The organism is Enterobacter sp. WP_7_1 (assembly GCF_003688535.1).
GTDB classification, from domain to species: Bacteria; Pseudomonadota; Gammaproteobacteria; order Enterobacterales; family Enterobacteriaceae; genus Enterobacter; species Enterobacter asburiae.
On the sequence record NZ_REFK01000006.1, the window covers coordinates 1 to 19,647 of the forward strand.

The following is a 19,647-nucleotide window of genomic DNA, read 5'->3' on the forward strand; positions in this document are numbered from 1 at the left end:
CAGAAGTGAAACGCCGTAGCGCCGATGGTAGTGTGGGGTCTCCCCATGTGAGAGTAGGGAACTGCCAGGCATCAAATAAGTGAAGAGGCCATCCGTAAGGATGGCCTTTTTGCGTTTATACGCTGCACAAACTAATCCCCCAACGCCCTGCTTATACGGTAAACTACCTGCGTTTTTGCATCAGGATAGCGTCTATGAACCACTCCCTTAAGCCCTGGAATACCTTTGGCATTCAACGCAATGCTAAACAAATTGTACGTGCCGATAATGCACAGCAACTGCTGGATGCATGGCAAAGCGCAACTGAAAATAACGAACCCGTACTGATTCTGGGCGAAGGAAGTAATGTCCTGTTTCTCGATGATTTTGCGGGAACGGTGATCGTTAACCGCATCATGGGAATTGATGTGGAAGAGCGTGCCGACAGCTGGCACCTGCACGTGGGGGCCGGAGAAAACTGGCATCATCTGGTGCAATTCACCCTCGAAAAAGGGATGCCGGGCCTGGAAAACCTTGCGCTTATTCCAGGCTGCGCCGGATCGTCACCTATTCAAAACATCGGTGCCTACGGCATCGAACTGAAACATGTCTGCGAATATGTCGACTGCATCGAACTGGCGACCGGAACGGCAAAGCGTTTAACGGCGGAACAGTGCCGGTTTGGCTATCGTGACAGTATCTTCAAACATGAATATCAGGATCGCTACGTGATTGTCGCCGTGGGTCTGCGCCTGTCGAAGAACTGGCAGCCCGTGTTGACCTACGGGGATTTAACGCGTCTCGATCCGGCTACCGTAACCGCCCGCGACGTTTTTGACTCGGTTTGCCATATGCGGATGACCAAACTTCCCGATCCAAAAGTAAACGGAAACGCCGGCAGTTTCTTCAAAAACCCGGTTATCAGCAGCGAAAATGCAAAAGTCTTTCTTGAAGGATGGCCAGCCGCGCCACATTACCCTCAGGCGGATGGCAGCGTGAAGCTTGCCGCGGGATGGCTTATCGATCAATGCCAGCTAAAAGGCACTTCAGTAGGCGGTGCTGCTGTTCACCAGCATCAGGCTCTGGTGCTGATTAATCAACGCGATGCGACCAGCGATGATGTTGTACAGCTGGCTCATTATGTTCGTCAGCGTGTGGGCAAAAAATTTAACGTCTGGCTGGAGCCAGAAGTTCGCTTCATTGGCTGCACAGGTGAAGTCAATGCCGTGGAGGCTATCGCGTGAAGGACAATACCATTCCCTTAACCCTGATTAGCATCCTTGCTGACGGTGAGTTTCATTCTGGCGAGCAGCTGGGTGAACAGCTTGGCATGAGCCGTGCTGCTATCAATAAACATATCCAGACTCTTCGCGACTGGGGGGTTGATGTGTTCACGGTTCCCGGAAAAGGCTACAGTCTGCCGGAGCCGATTCAATTGCTGAATGAAGAAACGATCCGCAGCCAGATCGGACACGGCAATGTTGCGGTGCTGCCGGTGATTGATTCGACGAACCAGTATCTTCTGGATCGTCTGCCTGAGCTGACATCCGGCGATGCCTGCGTTGCTGAATATCAACAGGCCGGTCGCGGCCGTCGCGGTCGCAAATGGTTTTCGCCATTTGGCGCTAACCTCTATTTGTCCATGTACTGGCGACTCGATCAGGGCCCGGCCGCTGCCATTGGCCTGAGTCTGGTCATCGGCATCGTCATGGCGGAAGTGCTGCACGATCTGGGAGCGGATAAGGTACGTGTTAAATGGCCTAATGATCTCTACCTCAACGATCGTAAACTTGCCGGCATTCTGGTCGAACTGACTGGAAAAACGGGCGATGCGGCGCAAATCGTCATTGGCGCAGGCCTTAATATGGTGATGCGCAATGTACAAAATGATGTGGTGAATCAGGCCTGGACTAACCTCCAGGAGGCGGGAATCGTCATCGATCGTAACACCCTTGCCGTGCGTATGATTAAAGAGTTGCGCAGTTCACTCACGCTTTTTGAGCAGGAAGGGCTGGCACCGTTCCTGTCTCGTTGGGAAAAGCTGGATAACTTCATTAACCGCCCGGTGAAACTGCTGATTGGTGATAAAGAGATCTACGGGACTTCACGCGGTATTGACGCACAGGGCGCGCTGCTCCTGGAGCAGGATGGCGTGATTAAACCCTGGATGGGCGGTGAGATTTCACTGCGAAGTGCCGAATAACCGGATCGAGTTAATTATGCGAAAACCCGTGTGCGCAACGCTGGCCGTCATGATGAGTCTGCTGTTCTCGTCTCTCTCTCATGCGGATCGGGCCTGGGAGAGTTACAAGGCCCGCTTTTTCAAACCGGAAGGCCGCATTGTTGATACCGGTAATGGCGGCGTGTCGCATACGGAAGGTCAGGGTTTTGCCATGCTGATGGCGGTGGCCAACGACGATAAGGCCACGTTCGATAAGCTCTGGCAATGGACAGACAGTCAGCTGAAGAACAAAGAAAATGGTCTGTTTTACTGGCGCTATAATCCCGCAGAGTCCAACCCGGTCGCCGACAAAAACAACGCTGCCGATGGCGACGTGCTGATTGCCTGGGCGTTGCTGAAAGCCGACGCCCGCTGGCATGACAAACGCTACAGCGCCGCATCGGATGCAATTACCAAAGCACTGATTGACCACAGCGTGATCCGCTATGCCGGTTACCGCGTGATGCTGCCCGGCGTCCAGGGGTTTAAGCTTGAGGGTGAAGTGGTCCTTAATCCTTCCTATTTCGTGTTTCCGGCCTGGCAGGCCTTCTCCAGACGCAGTCATTTGCCGGTCTGGCGCGATTTGATTAAGGACGGGAAACGCCTGCTGGGGAAAATGGGCTCGGGTAAAGCGAATCTGCCCACTGACTGGGTTTCACTGGCATCAGGTGGCAAGCTGGCTCCTGCTAAAGGCTGGCCGCCGCGAATGAGCTATGACGCGATTCGTATTCCGCTGTACCTTGCCTGGTCTGATAAGCAAAGCCCGCTGCTGACGCCGTGGAAGGCCTGGTTCGGTCAGTTTTCCCGGGAACAAACTCCCGCCTGGGTTAACGTCACGACCAACGAATATGCGCCCTACATGATGGAAGGCGGCCTGCTGGCCGTACGTGATTTCACGATGGGGCAGTCTTCCGGTGAACCCGAAATCACCTCTAAAGACGACTACTATTCGGCAAGTCTGAAAATGCTGGTGTGGATCGCCCAGCAATAATGTTGACATTGTCCCTCTCCCCGATGGGGAGAGGGACGTCATACCGTATTACTGCGGATACGGTACCCAATCCCCGCCGTTCAGGCGAACGTAAGGTTTGTTTTGATATTGAATGACGACCGCGTTAGCGTTCTCGGAGACTTCTGCCGTTTGCGGCAGGTTGCTGGTGAGCTGATCCCAGTTCACGCTATCTTCCACAAACAGCTTCCCGTCAACGGCGCGGGCAACCAGCTCTGAGATTGCCAGATAGCTGGTTGGCTGTGTAATCTCAATCGGTGCGCCCTGATGCGGTGCCTTCATACCAAAGAATTTAATGCCTGCAGGCACGTTGGTAATGGACGGGCTTGGGATATCACGCAGACCCGACACCTGCATTCTGTCACCTTTCAGCGCTCCACCGTGCTCAGGCACCACAACCACCATCACTTTACGGCCCGATTTTTCCAGCTCCGTGAAGAACGCGTCCAGCTCGTCAAAGAACTTCTGAGCACGCACTTTATAATCAGCCGTTTTGCTCACGCCCGGGAAATGGTTACCGTCGTGGAGCGGCAGAGTGTTATAGAACGTCGCGCTGCGCGGATTACTGTCTTTTTCGATGGTCTGCAGCCAGCGTTGCAGGACGGCAGTATCGTCATAAACGGGCGAGCCGTCGAAGCCCAGCAGAGAGACGGGAAGACCGGTTTGATCCATCAGCGGTGCCTGCATGCCGCCCTGTTCGCGCACCTCTTTCAGGAAGTTACCGAACTGGCCGTTATGCCCCAGCATCAGATGCTGCGTAAAGCCCAGCTTTGCGAGGTTATCGAACAGATAACACTGGTTACCGGCGGGTTGATACAGGTTTTTATGCGATGTTTGACCGCAGCTTGCACGCAGCAGGCGGATCGCCGCCGGGCCGCTGTAAGAGGTAGCAGAGTTGAAATCTTTAAACTGAATATCGAAGTGTGACCACAGCGGATGAGACATCAAACCGGCGGCGTCCACGTCGGCCCAGGAGAGAGAGCAGATGTTGATCACCAGCAGTTCAAACGGCTGAGCATCCGCCGGCAGCGCATCCGGGAATTTAGTCTGTCGCTTGTCTTCCGCGGTATAGAAACTGGAGAGCCAGGCGTTCAGGTTGGTTGAGGTCGGCGGTGCGGTCTGGGTTGGGATATCGCCCACCACAGGCGTATCGCCTGCCGTTGTGACGGTTGCCGCCGCGCTTCCCCCTGTGGTGGTCACCGTGGTGGTCGGTTGACCGGCAGGCCACAGCGAAAAGTTCGGCCCAGCCAGCGTCAGCACGTTAAGCCAGATCATAATCGCGACCACAAACACCGTGACGCGGATCCACTGCGACAGGAACAGCCAGGCAACCAGCAGCACAAATACCGCGCCAATCATCTGCCAGTTAATAAAGCGCTCGGTCAGATCGAGGACATAGCTGGCGCTAAAGCCCGCCACCTGCGACCCCTGGCTCATAATGCTGTCCGGCCCCGGTAGCCAGGTATCATGCCAGAACAGCGCAAAGCCGACAGGTATAGCGACCCAGTGGCGCAAGCGATGTAGCCTGATATTCGGCAGCGGCATCAGCAGGAAGGCCATAAATACCAGGTTGAGAAGGGGATGGAAATTCAGATAGCCTGCCCACAGCAGACCAAACTTCACCAGAAAGTAGAAGTTCCAGCCGGAAAGGCCGCGCCAGTATTGCCAGAGCGGCGAGGGTGACGAAGCGGTATAGGTAGAATTAGTCATGTTTTCGGTCTGCCTTGACGTGTGATGCCCGTGTCAGTGTTCCGGCTGGTTTTACATAGCGAGGTTTAATAAACAGCACTCTGGCCGTATCACGGATACGGCGTATGGAATGGCGCGCATAGTAGCCAAGCGGGAAAAAGATCAGCGCACAGAATATAACCAGTTGAATGATATCGCTGATGTTCATGATGATGCGTTCTCCGCGTTGTCTGTTAATAAGCGAAGGGGTTCCGGAACCCGACGCCAGACGTGTCCATCATGCCTTGCATTGAGGATAGGTTTGGCATCGCTCTTAATTGCGAGCGGTTTGGCCCATTGTTCAGGCTGGAGCGCACGCATCTGCACCAGCTCCGCGCTAATCGTATTATCTTCGAACCAAATCATACGGTTCGAGAAAATATCCCCTGTAGGCAGGGGGAAGATGTGGTTAAGCGCCGTATCGAGATCGTTTACCCGGCAGAAGGACAAAAACAGCACCAGGCGATTGTCGCCAATGGTCATGATGTCCCCAGTACGGTTCGGGCGACATAAAGTGAGAGCCTGTTCAACGCGAATACCCGGTACAGGGCGCAGGGCAACCATGACCCCTTTTCCGTCAGCAGGAAGAAGCGTGTTGTTCATCATGTTGCCCACGGCGTCGCAGAAGGTATCCCATTTTTGGTACCCACGCAGCTTCATCGGCTGCGTCATGGAGAGCAGCGTGGAAATATCTTCCGGTACGTGGCGGCTAAACTGCTGGCCCTGAACGCTTTCGATAAGCGTCAGACAGCGTGACAACGGCGCATTCCATGGAATAACCATATTGGCACCGCAGCCCAGAAGCAGGCGCTCATCGGTGGCGCGCAGGCTGGTATTATTTTCGCGCACGATAATTTTCAACGCACTGCCGCGCTGGCGGCGTAAGGTGTGGATTTGCCGCGCCAGCGTCTCAATCTGGTTATTCTGCATCAGCGAGAAAATAAGGGTTGCCGCCTGGGTTGTGCGGGCTTCATGGAAAAGGGCTTCGTTAGAATCAAACAGCGTCCAGTTTTCCGACAGGGCGGGTGCCCCCTCTAAAACCGCGATATGGCTCAGGATGCGTTTTTCATCACTGCGCGGTTGCACCACGGTTTCTTCCTGCTGCGCCAGGTGCCACTCGCCCTCGACATGTTTCAGCGTAAGCTGTTGCCTGGCGCTCACGCCTTTTTCATTACACCAGAATGCAATATCGTAGAGATAGCTGCCTGCCTGGTCACGAACGCTTGCCAGGCCGAACAGGGAGCGATATTCGCCCATTAAAAGTGAAAACAGCTTGTCATTATTACTGCCGGGATTGACTATCAATAGCGTGCAATTTTGAAATTTTGCCCATTTATTGATTTTTTCCAGCCACGGCAGTAGTTTTTCAGCGGGCATATTTTGCAGGACGTTATTTGCACATTTCAGAATCACTAAATAGTGATCCGGATCAATAGAGCACTGAACGTCGCGGGACAAAAAGTATAGACTATCGGCTTCCGATGTCATGGAAAATAATCGCACCGTCTGGGGGCCGCGACCACTTTCAAGCGTAATAATTTTCTTCGGATCTTCGCCCATGCTAATGACGGCCACGCGGGAATCCTTATCCTGAGCAGCAATTGTCTGGTTTACCAGACTGATAGCATCTTCATTACGGTCCGTATTAATCCACCAGACTCCTCCGACTGGCATGTGGCTCAATTCGTCCCATAATGACTGGATGCCAATAGAAAATATGGAGTCCACGGTGTCCCTCTTTTCGTCTAATTTATCTGTATCTCAGTTTACTAGCGAAAGCGTAGAAATAAACCTAACATTGAAATTAAAGAACATCAGATTTAGCATGTAAATGAAATTTGTCAGGGCAGGAAGCCTCGCAAGTTCTTTAGCGTGCGATTTTCCTTAAAGGGATGGAAAAAGAATGGATAATAACGAACCTGGAACCCCAGTCGACTCGACTCTGGGTTACACATTCCAAAACGATTTTCTGGCGCTGACGCAGGCCTTTTCTTTACCTGAAATAGATTACACCGATATTTCCCAGCGGGAACAGTTGGCCGCGGCTATTAAACGCTGGCCGTTATTAGCTGAATTCGCCCATCAACAATAAGGGAGCCATTGATGGCCATACTCGGATTACAGGGTGTCCGTGGCGGTGTGGGTACCACATCAGTTACCGCGGCGCTGGCGTGGTCATTACAGCTTTTAGGTGAATCGGTGCTGGTTATTGACGCCTGCGCCGATAATTTGTTGCGTATGTCGTTTAACGTCGACTTTTCTCGTGAAGAGGGCTGGGCCCGGGCACTGCTTGATGATAAAGACTGGCAGGATGCAGGGATGCGCTATACCTCCCAGCTTGATCTGCTGCCGTTTGGGCAACTGAGCACCACGGAACGCGAGAATGAAGCCGCGTATCAGCGCTTGTTTTCACAGTTCACGCTGGCGCTGCAAACCCTGAAAGAAAAGGGGCACTACAAGTGGATCCTGCTGGATCTGCCGCACGGCGCCGGCACGCTGACCCGACAGCTTATCGCCCAGTGCGATCATATACTTTCCATCGTCAACGTCGATGCGAACTGCCATATCCGCCTGCATCAGCAGGGGCTGCCTCAGAACGCTCACCTTCTGATTAACGATTTGCGCATTGGCAGCCAGATTCAGGACGATCTGTATCAGGTCTGGCTGCAAAGCCAGCGCCGTCTGCTTCCCATTGTCATCCATCGTGATGAGGGGATGGCGGAATGTCTTGCGTCTAAGCAACCGCTCGGCGAATACCGCAGCGATTCACTGGCGGCAGAAGAGATCCTAACGCTGGCTAACTGGTGTCTGCTGAACTTCGCCAACAGGGCGGAGCATGCAGGGAGTTCTGTATGAGTCGTCTCGCCAGCTGGTTACTCATCCCACCGGTCAGTTCGCGTTTGAGCGAACATTACCGGCATTTCCGCCGACACGGTGCTTCGGCATTTAGCGCCGCGCTCGGCTGCTTCTGGATGATTCTGGCCTGGATGTTTATTCCCCTCGAACACCCGCGCTGGCAGCGCATACGTGCCCGACACAGTGAGCTATATCCGCACATTAATCCCAACCGGCCGCGTCCTTTGGATCCGGCACGCTATCTCATTCAAGCCATCTGGCTGGTGGTCACGTCATCCCGCTCAGAGAAAATAACGCCGCACTGGCGCAGCTTCTCCCGCGTCCAGCAGTTACGTGAGCGCTACCACCAGTGGCTGGACAGACTGCCCAACAGCGTAAGCGATAAGACCAGCCATCTGGATAACCACAAAGAGCTCGGGCATCTCCACCCGGGCCTGCGGCGTTTTATCCTCGGCGTGATCGTCGTGTTCTCGCTCATTCTGGCGCTGGTCTGTATTACGCAACCTTTCAACCCTCTGGCGCAGTTCACCTTCCTGATCCTGCTGTGGGGCGTGGCGCTGCTGGTCCGCCGTATTCCGGGCCGCTTCTCGGCGCTGATGCTGATTGTGTTGTCGTTGACCGTCTCCTGTCGCTACATCTGGTGGCGTTATACCTCAACCCTGAACTGGGACGACCCGGTCAGCCTGGTGTGCGGCCTGGTGCTGCTGTTTGCCGAAACCTACGCCTGGATCGTACTGGTGCTGGGCTATTTCCAGGTTATTTGGCCGCTCAACCGCCAGCCGGTTCCGCTGCCAAAAGACACCGCGCAGTGGCCGTCTGTTGATCTCTTTGTACCGACCTACAACGAAGATTTGAGCGTGGTGAAAAATACCATTTATGCCGCGCTGGGCATCGACTGGCCGAAAGACAAGCTCAAGGTCTGGATCCTGGATGACGGCAACCGTCCGGCGTTCCGCCAGTTCGCAGAGGAGGTTGGCGTCGAGTACATCGCCCGTCCGACTCACGAACATGCGAAAGCCGGGAACATCAACAACGCGTTGAAGTATGCCACAGGGGAGTTTGTCTCGATCTTTGACTGTGACCACGTGCCGACGCGCTCGTTCCTGCAGATGACTATGGGCTGGTTCCTGAAGGAGAAAGAGCTGGCGATGATGCAGACGCCGCACCACTTCTTCTCGCCGGATCCGTTTGAACGTAACCTTGGCCGCTTCCGCAAAACCCCGAACGAAGGCACCCTGTTTTATGGCCTGGTGCAGGACGGGAACGACATGTGGGATGCCACCTTCTTCTGCGGCTCGTGTGCGGTTATCCGCCGTAAGCCGCTGGATGAAATTGGCGGTATCGCCGTCGAAACGGTCACGGAAGATGCGCACACCTCTCTGCGCCTGCACCGTCGTGGCTATACCTCGGCGTATATGCGTATTCCGCAGGCCGCCGGTCTGGCAACGGAGTCACTGTCGGCGCACATTGGTCAGCGTATTCGCTGGGCGCGCGGCATGGTGCAGATTTTCCGTCTCGATAACCCACTGATAGGGAAAGGGCTCAAGCTGGCGCAACGTCTCTGCTACGTCAACGCCATGTTCCACTTCTTATCCGGTATCCCGCGGCTGATCTTCCTGACGGCGCCGCTGGCGTTCCTGCTCCTTCACGCTTATATCATTTACGCCCCGGCGCTGATGATTGCGCTGTTTGTTCTGCCGCACATGATCCACGCGAGCCTGACGAACTCGAAGATACAGGGTAAATACCGCCATTCCTTCTGGAGTGAAATCTACGAGACGGTGCTGGCCTGGTATATCGCGCCGCCGACGATGGTGGCGCTGATTAACCCGCATAAAGGGAAATTTAACGTCACCGCCAAGGGTGGCCTGGTAGAAGAAGAGTACGTCGACTGGGTGATCTCCCGTCCGTATATCTTCCTGGTATTGCTGAATATCGTTGGCGTCATCGCCGGTATCTGGCGTTACTTCTACGGCCCGGAAAACGAAATCCTGACCGTCTTTGTGAGTATGGCCTGGGTCTTCTACAACCTGATTATCCTCGGCGGCGCGGTAGCGGTGTCGGTGGAGAGTAAACAGGTTCGCCGTGCGCATCGCGTTGAAATCTGCATGCCTGCGGCGATCGCCCGTGAAGATGGCCATCTCTTCTCCTGTACAGTGCACGACTTCTCTGACGGTGGTCTGGGGATCAAAATCAACGGCCAGGCGAAGGTGCTGGAAGGCCAGAAAGTTAACCTGCTGCTTAAGCGCGGTCAGCAGGAGTATGTCTTCCCGACGCAGGTTGTTCGAGTGGCGGGCAATGAAGTCGGTTTGCAGCTGATGCCGTTGACCAAAAAGCAACATATCGATTTTGTGCAGTGTACGTTTGCCCGCGCGGACACGTGGGCTCTCTGGCAGGACAGCTTCCCGGAAGATAAACCTCTGGAAAGCCTGCTGGATATTCTGAAGCTGGGGTTCCGTGGCTATCGTCACCTTGCAGAATTCGCCCCGTCGTCGGTGAAATTAATTTTCCGGTCACTTACTTCGCTGGTTTCCTGGGTCGTGTCGTTCATTCCTCGTCGTCCTGAGCGGGATGAGGCGAAGCAGGCGGACCCGGTTATGGCTCAACAATGATGATAACGCGATGAAAACAAAACTTTCCTGGTTATGTGCAGTGGCAATGGGGATGAATGTCCTCCCCGCAACAATGGCTAACGCAGCTCCTGGTAACGCAGCGGCAACGCCTGCGCCAACGGTACCTGTCGTCGCGCAGGCAACCGATCCGGTTGTCACCGCGGCACCCGGTCAAACAGAAAATATCATGCCGAACCAGCCAACGGAGGGGAACACCCTGCCGGCAGACGGCCAGGTCATCGGGCAGGTGATGCCGGGCGTCCGGGGGGCGAATGCGCCCGTCGTCGCGGACAATGCGCCGTCACGGGACGTGAAGCTGACCTTCGCGCAAATCGCACCGCCTCCGGGCAGTATGGTGCTGCGCGGCATCAACCCTAACGGCGGCATTGAGTTTGGCATGCGCAGCGATGAGGTCGTATCTAATGCGGTGCTGAACCTGGAATACACGCCGTCGCCATCTCTGCTGCCGACGCAGTCTCAGCTGAAGGTCTACCTGAATGATGAGCTGATGGACGTACTGCCGGTCACCAAAGAGCAGCTGGGTAAGAAAACCCAGGCGCAGGTGCCGATCAATCCGCTGTTCATCACCGACTTTAACCGTATCCGTCTGGAATTTGTCGGCCACTACCGCGATGTCTGCGAAAACCCGGCCAGCAACACGCTGTGGATGGACGTCGGGCGTAACTCCTCGCTGCAGATGACCTACCAGTCGCTGGCGCTGAAAAACGATCTCTCGGCATTCCCGGTTCCGTTCTTCGATCCGCGTGATAACCGTCCGCTCACGCTGCCGATGGTGTTTGCATCATCCCCGGATGTGACCGAGCAGCTGGCGGCCACCATTGTGGCGTCCTGGTTTGGTTCACGTGCTGGCTGGCGTGGACAGAGCTTCCCGGCGATGTATGACAAACTGCCGGACAGAAATGCCATTGTGTTTGCGACCAACGCGAAACGCCCGGCCTTCCTGCGCGATCATCCGGACGTCAAAGCGCCAACCGTTGAGATGATAAGCCATCCGGCAAACCCGTACGTGAAGCTGCTGGTGGTCTTTGGCCGCGACGATAAAGATCTGGTGCAGGCCGCAAAAGCCATTGCCCAGGGCAACGTCCTTTTCCGCGGTGACAGCGTGGTGGTGGATGAGGTCAAACCGCTGCTGGCGCGTAAACCTTATGATGCGCCAAACTGGGTGCGTACCGACCGTGCGGTGACATTTGGCGAGCTGAAAACCTATGAAGAACAGCTGCAGGCGACGGGGCTTGAGCCAGCGCCGATTAGCCTGTCACTGAATCTGCCGCCGGATTTGTATCTGCTGCGTACCAACGGCATTGATATCAACCTGAACTACCGGTATACCGCGCCAGCGACCAAAGACAGCTCGCGCATGGATATCAGCCTGAACAACCAGTTCCTGCAATCGTTCAGCCTGCAAAGCACGCAGGATACTAACCGCCTGATGCTTCGCCTGCCGGTGTTGCAGGGGCTGCTGGACGGTAAAACGGATGTCTCCATCCCGGCACTGAAGCTCGGCGCGATAAACCAGCTGCGCTTTGACTTCCAGTACATGAACCCGATGCCTGGCGGCTCGGCGGAAAACTGCATCACCTTCCAGCCCGTGCAGAACCACGTTGTGATTGGCGATGAGTCGACCATCGACTTCTCGAAGTACTATCACTTCCTGGCGATGCCGGATCTGCGCGCCTTTGCTAACGCGGGCTTCCCGTTCAGCCGCATGGCCGATCTCTCTGAGTCCATCGTTGTGATGCCAAAAGCGCCAAGCGAAGGGCAGGTAACGACCCTCCTGGATACCATGGCGACCGTTGGGGGACAGACGGGATTACCGGCAATTAACGTCACGTTGACGGATGATGGCAGCCAGATCCAGAACAAAGATGCTGACATCATGGTGATCGGCACTATTCCGGATAAGCTGAAGGATGACAAACGTATCGATCTGCTGGTGAAAGCGGCCCAGTCCTGGGTTAACACGCCGCTGCGCCAGACTGAGTTCCCAAGCATTATGCCGGATGTGAACGACCGTCAGGCCAGCGCGCAGACGACCGTAACGTCTCAGGGGGCAATGGCCGCGGTGGTGGGCTTCCAGTCACCTTACAACGAACAGCGTAGCGTGGTGGCTCTCCTGGCGGACAGCCCGCGCGGGTATGAACTGCTCAATACGGCCATGAACGACAGCGGTAAACGTGCCGCGATGTTTGGTTCCGTTTCGGTGATCCGTGAGTCCGGCGTCAATAGCCTGCGCGTGGGCGATGTGTACTACGTAGGCCATCTGCCGTGGTTCGAACGACTGTGGTATGCGCTGGCTAACCATCCGGTTCTGCTCGCCATCCTGGCGGCGGTCAGCGTGGTCTTGCTGGCATGGGTGCTGTGGCGTCTGCTGCGTATCATCAGCCGTCGTCGCCTGAACCCGGATGAGTAAGATGTGATGAAAGCCTTTCGCTGGTGTGCATTAGCAGCGTTGATGCTGGCGGCGCTTCCTCTTCGCGCTGCCTGTACCTGGTCTGCCTGGGAGCAGTTTAAAAAGGATTACATCAGTGAGGGCGGACGTGTCGTTGATCCCAGCGACACGCGCAAAATTACGACCTCGGAAGGGCAAAGCTACGCCTTGTTCTTTGCCCTTGCGGCGAACGATCGCAGCGCGTTTGACCAGCTGCTGACCTGGACGCGCGATAATCTTGCCAGCGGCAATCTCAACGACCATCTGCCCGCCTGGCTATGGGGTCAGAAAGATAAAGAGACGTGGGCGGTGATTGATACCAACTCCGCCTCTGACGCCGATGTCTGGATCGCCTGGTCTCTGCTCGAAGCGGGTCGGTTGTGGAAACATCCGGACTATACCCGCACGGGTAAGGCGCTGCTGAAACGCATTGTCAGTGAGGAAGTGGTGAAAGTGCCGGGGCTCGGCGCAATGCTGCTTCCCGGTAAAGTCGGTTTTGCCGATGAAAACGTCTGGCGTTTTAACCCCAGCTATCTTCCTCCGCAGCTAGCGAGTTATTTCACGCGTTTTGGTACCCCGTGGACCCAGCTTCGTGAAACCAATCAGCGTCTGCTGCTGGAGAGCGCGCCGAAAGGTTTTTCGCCGGACTGGGTTCAGTATCAGAAAAACAAAGGGTGGCGGTTACAGCAGGATAAATCGCTGGTGGGCGGCTACGATGCCATCCGCGTTTATCTCTGGGTGGGAATGATGAGTGATAAAGATCCTCAGAAAGCCCGGCTGCTGACGCGCTTCCAGCCGATGGCGGCAAAGACAATGAAACGGGGTGTGCCGCCGGAGAAAGTGGATGTGGCGACGGGTAAACGCACCGGGAATGGTCCGGTCGGGTTCTCTGCCGCCATGCTGCCGTTTTTACAACAACGTGATGCCCAGGCGGTTCAGCGCCAGCGCGTTGCAGACCATTTTCCCGATAATAATGCCTATTACAGCTACGTGCTGACTCTCTTTGGGCAAGGATGGGATCAGCATCGTTTTCGCTTCACCGCAAAAGGTGAATTAATACCGGATTGGGGCCAGGAATGCGCAAGTTCACAGTAAATCTACTCACTTTATCGCTTGGCCTGGCACTGATGCCGATGGCTGAGGCCGCCAACTCTCCGCAGCAGAAACAGCTGCTGGAACAGGTTCGGCTGGGCGAATCGACACAGCGTGAGGATTTGGTTCGTCAGTCGCTCTATCGTCTTGAGCTGATTGACCCGAACAACCCTGACGTCATTGCCGCACGTTTTCGCTACCTGCTGCGCCAGGGCGATAACGCCGGTGCGCAAAAAGAGCTGGATCGTCTGAAAGGGATCGCGCCGGGCTCGAGTGCGTATCAGTCATCTCGCAACACGATGCTGCTATCCACCCCGGATGGCCGCCAGCAGCTCCAGCAGGCGCGATTGCTCGCCACCACGGGACACACGCAGGAGGCGATTGCAGCCTATGACAAGCTGTTTGACGGTAACCCGCCGGGCGGCGACGTGGCGACGGAATACTGGAACGTCGTGGCGAAAGACCCCGCTCGCCGGAATGCGGCCATTAACCAGCTCAAGAAAATCAACGCCAGCAGTCCCGGAAATACGCAGCTGCAGGCGACGCTGTCCCAGCTTTTGTTCCAGAGCGGACGCCGTGATGAAGGCTTTGCCGTATTGCAGGAGATGGCTAAATCGACCAACGGGCGCAGCCAGGCGTCTGATATGTGGTATGACCAAATCAAAGGCCAGCCTGCCAGCAGCGTCAGCGTCAGCGCGCTGCAAAAATACCTGAGCGTATTCAGCAGTGGTGATAGCGTCGTGGCGGCGCGTGCCCAGCTCGAAGAACAGCAAAAACAGCTCGCTGACCCGGCGTTCCGCGCGAAAGCGGAAGGGCTGGCGGCGGTGGATGCCGGGCAGGGGAGTAAGGCTGTGGCTGAGCTGCAAAAAGCCGTCAGCGCCAACCATGCCGACAGTGAAGCGGTGGGTGCCCTTGGCCAGGCCTATTCCCAGAAAGGCGACCGCGCCCGCGCGGTGGCGCAGTTTGAAAAGGCGATTGCCCTCGATCCCCAGAGCGATAACCGGGGTAAATGGGACAGTTTGCTCAAGGTTAACCGCTACTGGCTGCTGATCCAGCAGGGTGATGCGGCCCTGAAGGCGAATAACCCTGCGCAGGCGGAGCGTTACTATCAGCAGGCGCGCGGTATCGACAATACCGACAGTTATGCCGTGCTGGGGCTGGGCGATGCCGCCGCGGCGCGTAAAGACAACGACGCGGCGGAACGTTACTATCGCCAGGCGCTGCGTATGGACAGCGGCAACAGCAATGCGGTCCGCGGCCTGGCCAATATTTACCGCGCGCAGTCCCCGGAGAAGGCCTCGCAGTTTATCCAGTCTCTCTCCGCCAGCCAGCGCCGGAGCATCGATGATATTGAACGCAGCCTGACCAACGAGCAGCTCTCCGCTCAGGCAGAACAGCTGGAAAATCAGGGGAAATACGCCCAGGCGGCAGAGATTCAGCGTCGTCGTCTGGCGCTCTCTCCCGGCGACGTGTGGATAACCTATCGTCTCTCGCGCGATCTCTACAGCGCGGGTCAGCGCAGCCAGGCGGATACCCTGATGCGTCAGCTTGCCAGCCAGAAACCGTCCGACCCGGATCAGGTGTACGCCAACGGGCTCTATCTTTCCGGCAACGATCAGGACCGCGCCGCGCTGGCGCATCTGGACACGCTGCCGCGCAGCCAGTGGAACGGCAATATTCAGGAGCTTGCCGACCGCCTGCAAAGCAACCAGGTGCTGGAAACCGCCAACCGTCTGCGCGACAGCGGCAAAGAGCAGGAGGCGGAAAACCTTCTGCGCCAGCAGCCGACCTCCACCCGCATCGACCTGACGCTGGCGGACTGGGCGCAGCAGCGTGGCGATCTGGCGTCGGCGAAAACGACGTACAGCGCTGTACTGCAGCGTGAACCGCAGAACGAAGACGCGATCCTCGGCCTGACCGAGATTTATAGCGCGCAGGGTGACAAAGATGCCGCGCGCGCAGAGCTGGCGAAACTGCCCGCCGTGCAAAACGGCCAGCCGCAGTCGCTCAACATGCAGCGCCGGGTCGCGATGGCGCAGGCAGGCCTGGGCGATTCCGCTGCCGCAGAGCAGACCTTCAACAACATCATTCCGCAGGCTAAATCGCAGCCCGGATCCATGGAAAACGCGCTGGTGTTACGTGATGCCGCGCGTTTCCAGGCGCAAAACGGTCAGCCTCAGCAGGCGCTGGAAACCTATAAAGACGCGATGGTGTCGTCCGGCGTCACGACGACCCGTCCGGCCGACAACGACAGTTTTACTCGTCTGACGCGTAACGATGAAAAAGACGACTGGCTGAAGCGCGGCGTGCGCAGTGATGCCGGTGACTTGTACCGTCAGCAGGATGTTAACGTCACGCTGCAGCACGACTACTGGGGTTCCAGCGGAACGGGCGGCTATTCCGACCTGAAAGCGCACACCACCATGCTGCAGGTGGATGCTCCGCTGTCTGACGGGCGCATGTTCTTCAGAAGCGATCTGGTCAACATGGACGCCGGTTCATTTGATAACAATAACGGGACCTACGATCCAAAATGGGGGACCTGCTACGAAACGCCGTGTAGCGGCAACACCCATCAGTCCGACAATGGCGCAAGCGTCGCCGTCGGCTGGCAGAATAAAACCTGGGCGATGGATATTGGCACCACGCCAATGGGCTTTGACGTCGTCGACGTGGTGGGCGGTATCAGCTACAGCAGCGATCTGGGCCCCATCGGCTATACCGTTAACGCCCATCGCCGCCCAATCTCCAGCTCTCTGCTGGCGTTCGCCGGGCAAAAAGATACCAACACCGGCACCACCTGGGGCGGCGTACGTGCCACCGGTGGCGGCGTAAGCATGAGCTATGACAAAGGGGAAGCGAACGGCGTCTGGTCCAGCCTGAACGCGGAAACGCTGACGGGTAAAAATGTGGAAGATAACTGGCGCGTCCGCTGGATGACGGGTTACTACTACAAGCTCATTAATAAAAACAACGAGCGCCTGACGGTCGGCGTCTCCAATATGCTCTGGCACTACGACAAAGACCTGAGCGGTTATACCCTGGGTCAGGGCGGATACTACAGCCCGCAGGAGTATGTCTCCTTCGCACTGCCGGTGACCTGGCGTAAACGCACGGAGAACTGGTCATGGGAGCTGGGTGGCTCAGTGTCCTGGTCTCACTCTAAAACCAAAGACGAGCTGCGCTACCCGATTCAGAACCTGATCCCGACCGATGAGCCAGACCGCTATACCGACCGGGGCGCGATGGAAACCGGCAGCAGTTCCTCAGGCACGGGTTATACCGCGCGGGCCATTATCGAACGCCGCGTAACGTCCAACTGGTTTGTGGGCATGGGCGTGGATATTCAGGAAGCGAAAGACTATACCCCAAGCCATGCGCTGATCTATGTGCGTTACTCTGCTGCAGGCTGGCAGGGCGATATGGACTTACCGCCGCAGCCGCTTATCCCTTACGCGGACTGGTAATCGGATTTTCCTTAATCCATTTGTAAGTCTCTCTTAATAGCGCGGCAATCGGGTATACTCAGGCGCGCCAGGTTTACACCCTGGCGCGCCCTGCGCTTCGAGTTTTGTGGAGAGTCATTTTGCGTGTCAGCCGTTCCTTAACAATCAAACAGATGGCGATGGTTTCTGCCGTCACCATGCTGTTTGTACTGCTCTTCTGCGTAATTTTGCTGTTTCATTCCGTACAGCAGAATCGCTATAACACGGCTTCGCAGTTAGAAAGTATCGCCCGCTCGGTGCGCGGCCCTCTCTCTGCCTCTATCCTGAAAGGGGATATTCCCGAAGCGGAAACCATTTTAAAACGCATTCAGCCTGCCGGCGTCGTGAGCCGCGCCGACGTCGTCTTGCCCAACCAGTTTCAGGCGCTGCGGATGAGCTTTATCCCGGAGCGTCCCGTCCCGATGATGGTGATGCGCCTGTTTGAACTGCCGGTGCAGATTTCGCTGCCCGTTTATTCGCTTGAACGCCCTGCCAACCCGCAGCCGCTGGCCTACCTGGTATTACAGGCGGACTCCTACCGCATGTATAAATTCGTCATGAGCTGGGTGGTTACGTTAGTGACCACTTGCTTACTTATGACGCTTATTCTCAGCGTGGCGCTCACCTGGTGCATTAACCGGCTGATTGTTCATCCGCTGCGCCGTATCGCCCGCGAGCTGAATACGCTTGCGCCGCAGGATCAGATGGGGCATCAGCTTGAGCTGCCGCGTCTGCATCATGACGATGAGATAGGTATGCTGGTGCGCAGCTACAACCTCAACCAGCAGCGCATCCAGCGCCAGCAGGATGAGTTAAACAGCAGCGCCACGCGCTTCCCGGTGTCGGAGCTTCCTAATAAAGCCTTCCTGATGGCGATGCTGGAGCAGACCGTTGCCCGTCAGCAAACCACGGCGCTGATGGTTATCGCCTGTGAAACCCTGCAGGATACGGCTGGCGTGCTCAAGGAGAGCCAGCGCGAAATGCTGCTGCTGACACTGGTCGAAAAAGTGAAGTCTGTCCTTGCCCCGCGCATGGTGCTGACCCAGGTCAGCGGTTACGACCTGGTGGTGATTGCCAACGGCGTAAAAGAACCCTGGCATGCGATCACTTTAGGTCAGCAAGTACTCACTGTCGTTAATGAGCGGTTGCCCATTCAGGGTATCCAGCTTCGTCCAAGCGCCAGTATCGGTATTGCGATGTACTATGGCGATTTAACGGCAGAGCAGCTTTATCATCGCGCGTTCTCGGCGGCGTTCACCGCCCGGCGCAAAGGCAAAAATCAGATCCAGTTCTTCGCGCCGGAAGAGATGGAAAAGGCGCAGCAGCGCCTGACGGAAGAGAGCGACATCCTGACCGCGCTGGATAACCGCCAGTTTGCCCTCTGGCTACAGCCGCAGGTGAATTTGCTGACGGGAGAAGTGAAAAGCGCCGAGGCACTGCTGCGCGTGCAGCAGCCGGATGGTTCATGGGAGCTACCGGAAGGGCTGATTGAGCGCATTGAGTCCTGCGGCCTGATGGTTACCGTTGGCTACTGGGTGCTGGAGGAGTCCTGCCGTCAGCTTGCTGCCTGGCAGGAGCGCGGCGTGACGCTGCCGCTGTCGGTCAATTTGTCTGCCCTGCAGCTTATGCACCCGACCATGGTTTCAGAGATGCTGGAGCTGATCCATCGTTACCGAATCAAGCCTGATACGTTAACTCTGGAAGTGACGGAGAGCCGACGCATCGACGACCCTAATCAGGCGGTCGCAATTCTGAAACCGCTGCGTAATGCCGGCATTCGCATCGCGCTGGATGATTTTGGCATGGGGTACGCCGGGCTGCGTCAGCTTCAGCACATGAAAACCCTTCCGGTGGATGTGCTCAAAATTGATAAAGCGTTTGTCGACGGTCTGCCGGGCGACAGCAGCATGGTGCAGGCGATTATCCAGATGGCGCGCAGCCTCAACCTGCATCTTATTGCCGAGGGAATTGAAACCGAAGCGCAACGCGCCTGGCTGGCAGAGGCGGGCGTGGAGAGCGGACAAGGCTTCCTTTTTGCCCCTGCTGTTCCTTCGGATGTCTTTGAAGAACGATACCTTTCTGGTGCTGACAATAGCGCAAAAGTGTAATTTTGTTGCTGGCTTGTGCGAGCCAGCTCAAAGTTCTTAACATTTGTGTTTCAAATTTGAACTGAGTTTATTTCTGTCCTGTTATGTGGGTGTTATTTTAAAGCCGCA

Annotated in this window: 13 protein-coding genes; 10 read left to right on the forward strand and 3 right to left on the reverse strand. The window is 56.3% G+C overall.

Going from position 1 to position 19,647, the window contains the following annotated elements; translation table 11 throughout:
• Positions 1–194 precede the first annotated feature (194 nt).
• The 3 genes from murB to BJ885_RS19995 are packed head-to-tail and all read left to right on the forward strand — an operon-like array spanning position 195 to position 3,191.
• A complete protein-coding gene (murB, locus tag BJ885_RS19985) occupies positions 195–1,223 on the forward strand; it encodes a UDP-N-acetylmuramate dehydrogenase (protein WP_121932638.1) in 1,029 nt (342 codons plus the stop codon).
• A complete protein-coding gene (gene birA / locus BJ885_RS19990) occupies positions 1,220–2,182 on the forward strand; it encodes a bifunctional biotin--[acetyl-CoA-carboxylase] ligase/biotin operon repressor BirA (protein ID WP_029740467.1) in 963 nt (320 codons plus the stop codon). Before murB ends, birA begins: the two co-directional genes overlap by 4 nt.
• A gap of 16 nt (positions 2,183–2,198) precedes the next feature.
• Complete coding sequence (locus BJ885_RS19995) at positions 2,199–3,191, forward strand: glycosyl hydrolase family 8 (protein ID WP_029740466.1); 993 nt, start codon at positions 2,199–2,201, stop codon at positions 3,189–3,191.
• 48 nt (positions 3,192–3,239) lie between these two features.
• Here the strand turns inward: BJ885_RS19995 and bcsG are convergent, their stop codons facing one another.
• From bcsG to bcsE, 3 genes are read right to left on the reverse strand one after another with little or no spacing between them, the layout of a single operon-like run.
• Positions 3,240–4,919 carry a cellulose biosynthesis protein BcsG gene (gene bcsG, locus BJ885_RS20000; RefSeq protein WP_029740465.1) on the reverse strand — a complete coding sequence of 560 codons (1,680 nt, stop codon included), beginning with the start codon at positions 4,917–4,919 and terminating at the stop codon, positions 3,240–3,242.
• Positions 4,912–5,109, reverse strand: coding sequence for a cellulose biosynthesis protein BcsF (bcsF, locus tag BJ885_RS20005; protein ID WP_024908822.1), 198 nt, complete (start codon positions 5,107–5,109; stop codon positions 4,912–4,914). The genes bcsG and bcsF overlap by 8 nt, the downstream gene beginning before the upstream one ends.
• Entirely contained in the window at positions 5,103–6,665 is a 1,563-nt protein-coding gene (bcsE, locus tag BJ885_RS20010) for a cellulose biosynthesis c-di-GMP-binding protein BcsE (protein WP_121932639.1), read from the reverse strand. The genes bcsF and bcsE overlap by 7 nt, the downstream gene beginning before the upstream one ends.
• A gap of 175 nt (positions 6,666–6,840) precedes the next feature.
• On the opposite strand from bcsE, the gene bcsR reads away from it, so the two are divergent.
• From bcsR to hmsP, 7 genes are all read left to right on the forward strand, one after another.
• On the forward strand, positions 6,841–7,029 hold the full coding sequence (gene bcsR / locus BJ885_RS20015) for a cellulose biosynthesis protein BcsR (RefSeq protein WP_008503237.1): 189 nt from the start codon (positions 6,841–6,843) through the stop codon (positions 7,027–7,029).
• An 11-nt stretch (positions 7,030–7,040) separates the two neighbouring features.
• Complete coding sequence (gene bcsQ, locus BJ885_RS20020) at positions 7,041–7,793, forward strand: cellulose biosynthesis protein BcsQ (protein ID WP_029740463.1); 753 nt, start codon at positions 7,041–7,043, stop codon at positions 7,791–7,793.
• Positions 7,790–10,405, forward strand: a complete 2,616-nt coding sequence (bcsA, locus tag BJ885_RS20025; protein WP_029740462.1) for a UDP-forming cellulose synthase catalytic subunit — start codon at positions 7,790–7,792, stop codon at positions 10,403–10,405. The genes bcsQ and bcsA overlap by 4 nt, the downstream gene beginning before the upstream one ends.
• Before the next feature lie 10 nt (positions 10,406–10,415).
• Positions 10,416–12,836 carry a cellulose biosynthesis cyclic di-GMP-binding regulatory protein BcsB gene (gene bcsB, locus BJ885_RS20030; RefSeq protein ID WP_121932640.1) on the forward strand — a complete coding sequence of 807 codons (2,421 nt, stop codon included), beginning with the start codon at positions 10,416–10,418 and terminating at the stop codon, positions 12,834–12,836.
• A gap of 6 nt (positions 12,837–12,842) precedes the next feature.
• Positions 12,843–13,949 (forward strand): cellulose synthase complex periplasmic endoglucanase BcsZ, encoded by a 1,107-nt coding sequence (gene bcsZ, locus BJ885_RS20035; RefSeq protein ID WP_121932641.1) that lies wholly within the window; start codon positions 12,843–12,845, stop codon positions 13,947–13,949.
• Positions 13,931–17,413 (forward strand): cellulose synthase complex outer membrane protein BcsC, encoded by a 3,483-nt coding sequence (gene bcsC, locus BJ885_RS20040; protein WP_121932642.1) that lies wholly within the window; start codon positions 13,931–13,933, stop codon positions 17,411–17,413. The genes bcsZ and bcsC overlap by 19 nt, the downstream gene beginning before the upstream one ends.
• A gap of 119 nt (positions 17,414–17,532) precedes the next feature.
• Positions 17,533–19,539, forward strand: a complete 2,007-nt coding sequence (gene hmsP / locus BJ885_RS20045; RefSeq protein WP_121932643.1) for a biofilm formation regulator HmsP — start codon at positions 17,533–17,535, stop codon at positions 19,537–19,539.
• Positions 19,540–19,647 lie beyond the last annotated feature (108 nt).